Raw genomic sequence first — 3,250 nt, 5'->3', positions numbered from 1 at the left:
ACGCTGTACCATAAATACGTTGTAACTGTTCATTCTTCGCATCCCCGCGCCAATAAGCGCCTGACATTTTAGTCAGTTTGAATGCTTTTAAAAATTTAGTATTTGGCACGTGTGGACCACGGCACATATCCAAATAATCTTGATGGTAGTACAAGCCCATTTGTGTTTCATTCGGCATGTCTGCAATCAAGCGTAATTTGTATTCTTCACCGCGTGCTGTAAATTCTGCAATCACTTCATCACGTGATGTCATTTTTTTGATGACATCATAGTCTTGATCGATGAGCTTTTTCATACGCTCTTCGATCGCCGCCATATCATCTAAAGTAAATGGGCGTGGCATCCAGATATCGTAATAGAAACCCTCTTCAATGACTGGGCCGATAACCATTTTCGCCTCAGGGAACAATTGCTTAACCGCATGTCCTACCAAGTGCGCACATGAGTGACGAATGATCTCTAGACCTTCTTCATCTTTCGGGGTAATAATCTGAACTGTCGCATCTTCTGTGATTAAATCACAAGCATCCACCAAACGATCATTGATACGGCCAGCAACTGTATTTTTTGCAAGACCTGGACCAATGCTTTGAGCAAGTTCCATCACGGAAATCGGATGATCAAACTGTTTCTGATCACCATTTGGTAAAGTAATGATTGGCATAATAAAATCCTTAAGGAGTGATGCCCTATACGAAGGAGCATATCACCGCGAGATTATGTATTGAGGAGGAATCCTCAAAAGATAAAAAACGGCGGATAAAAAAGTACTCAAGATTTTACACAGGTTTAGATGCGGATGAAACCTTTGATTCAGAAAAATACAGGAACAATCAAGGAATCGTCTCATACTAAAGCCTAAATGAATTAGACTGGGCGAAACACTATGTTGGTGTGGATATAAATAAACCTGACAAGAACAGCAATGGAGCAGTACACATGGTCAGTGCATATGATGAGTTACCACGAACACCAGCAAATTTTGTTGCCTTATCACCATTGCGTTACCTGGAGCGTGCCGCCTACATTTACCCAAATCAGGCAGCCATTATTCATGGTGAACGTCAAATTACATGGCAGCAAACCTATCAACGCTGTCGCCAGTTTGCACATCAACTCAGAAATCTAGGTATTCAAAAAAACGATACCGTTTCGGTACTGTTACCAAATGTCCCTGCAATGATCGAAGCTCATTTTGCAGTACCAATGGCAGGTGCTGTACTCAATACGCTGAATACTCGCTTGGATGCAAAAACTATTGCTTTCATGCTCACACATGCGGAATCAAGAGTACTGCTTGTCGACCCTGAATTTAAAACCCTTGCAGAAGAAGCGTTAAAGCTGATCACTCAAAATATTATTGTGATTGATGTTTTTGACCATGCGTTTGAGGGTGAACAGGTTGCAATTGGCCAGTATGAATATGAGTCGTGGCTGGCACAGGGTAATCCAGATTTTGAATGGTTACTCCCACAGGACGAATGGGATGCGATTAGCCTCAACTATACCTCTGGTACAACAGGCAATCCGAAAGGCGTGGTTTATCACCATCGTGGTGCTTACCTCAATGCGGCAAGTAATATTTTGGCCTGTGGGATGAAGCCGCGTGCGGTGTATCTATGGACATTGCCATTGTTCCACTGTAATGGCTGGTGTTTTGCCTGGTCAATTGCCGCAAGTGGTGGCACCAATATCTGTTTACGCAGGGTTGATCCTGTATTGATCTTTAAATATATCGCTGAGTATAAGGTCGATTATTTCTGTGGTGCGCCGATTGTATTGTCCATGCTGATCAATGCCCCAACAGATCAACGCACATCATTTGATCATCACATCGAAGTCATGGTGGCTGGAGCTGCCCCGCCCGTTGCGATTATTGAGGGCATGCGTCATATCGGCATCAACGTCAACCATGTTTATGGTTTGACCGAAACCTATGGTCCATCGGCATTATGTGCATCACAGGCTGGCTGGAGTGATTTATCTATTCAGGAGCAAGCGCAGCTTCATTCTCGCCAAGGCGTACCATACCCATTGCAAGACAGTATGCGAGTACTTGATCCTGAAACAATGCAACCGGTACCGAATGATGGGCAAACCATGGGCGAAATCATGTTCCGTGGCAATATCGTGATGAAAGGTTATCTCAAAAATCCACAAGCGACTGAAGAAGCTTTTAAAGGCGGTTGGTTTCATACAGGAGATTTGGCGGTTTATCATCCTGACGGTTATGCCAAGATTACTGACCGCTCCAAGGATATTATTATCTCAGGTGGTGAGAACATTTCCTCCCTGGAAGTGGAAGATGTGCTCTATCGCCATCCTGCCGTACTTACCGCAGCGGTTGTGGCAAAACCAGATCAACGCTGGCAGGAGGTGCCATGTGCCTTTATTGAATTAAAACAGGGTGCATCTGCATCCGCAGAAGAGATTATTGCACATTGCGAAAAGGAGCTGGCGCGCTTTAAAGTTCCTAAAGATGTGGTAATTACTGAGATTCCGAAAACATCGACAGGGAAATTACAGAAATTTATTTTAAGAGAATGGGCGAAACAACGTGCAACAGGAGAATTCGGGAATTATTAAGACAGTGTCCCGTCCTAAAATAGGTTGACACTTATTTCAACTATAAAATGCCTGATAAACCTCATTGGGCGTTTTATATTTTAATGCAAATGGCCTGATCCTTTTTAATGCGTAGAGATTCCTACTTGCATTGCTTGTAATAGGCTTGACGAGTCATTCCAAGATAACGGCAGCATTGCATAATACTTATCCCCGTTTCTTGCTTTTCCCTGATGACTTGCCTCGTGGCTTTTCTACAATGCTGACTCCATAATCTCTTTCGAGTACATCTACAACAGTTTCAAAGAATTCAGCTTTTTGTTGAGTGTTGACAAGTTGGTGCTCAAGTTCTTTAATTCTTTGTTCTAGCGTGAGCGGTGTATTGGGCATGGAGGTTTTACCTGGATGAAAAGAGAGTGCTCACTGACTCCAGTCTAGGTTACCATGCTTGCGAAGCCAAACCAATACTGTTGAACAGCCCTGTATTTCATATTTATCCTGTGCCTGCCTATAAATCATTTCACCTTTTTCGACTTGGTCAACAACTGATAATTTAAAGACGAGACTATAATCTCGTTGTGTTCTTCTAAGCACTCTAGTCATAACACTCTCCAATTTTAGGAATGGAAAGTGTCAACCTTAATTAGGACGAGACATAGATATAAAAAAAGCGGCTCAATTGAGC

General features: G+C 42.9%; 2 protein-coding genes and 1 pseudogene. 1 reads left to right on the top strand and 2 read right to left on the bottom strand.

Annotated features, from left to right (window positions below; all coding sequences use genetic code 11):
• On the bottom strand, nt 1-664 hold a 664-nt coding region (locus tag B4H32_RS10665), incomplete at its 3' end, for a TGS domain-containing protein (RefSeq protein ID WP_286803009.1).
• 275 nt (nt 665-939) lie between these two features.
• On the opposite strand from B4H32_RS10665, the gene B4H32_RS10660 reads away from it, so the two are divergent.
• Nucleotides 940-2,586, top strand: coding sequence for an acyl-CoA synthetase (locus tag B4H32_RS10660; protein ID WP_286803007.1), 1,647 nt, complete (start codon nt 940-942; stop codon nt 2,584-2,586).
• A gap of 130 nt (nt 2,587-2,716) precedes the next feature.
• On the opposite strand, the pseudogene B4H32_RS10655 reads toward B4H32_RS10660, so the two are convergent.
• A pseudogene (locus tag B4H32_RS10655) lies at nt 2,717-3,168 on the bottom strand (IS3 family transposase); the annotation flags it as partial.
• Between the last annotated feature and the right edge of the window lie 82 nt (nt 3,169-3,250).

The organism is Acinetobacter sp. UBA2063, from assembly GCF_002333245.1.
In the GTDB taxonomy this organism is placed as follows: domain Bacteria; phylum Pseudomonadota; class Gammaproteobacteria; order Pseudomonadales; family Moraxellaceae; genus Acinetobacter; species Acinetobacter parvus.
Note: the sequence above shows the minus strand (reverse complement) of the source record. Positions and strands in the feature narration are given on the sequence as shown.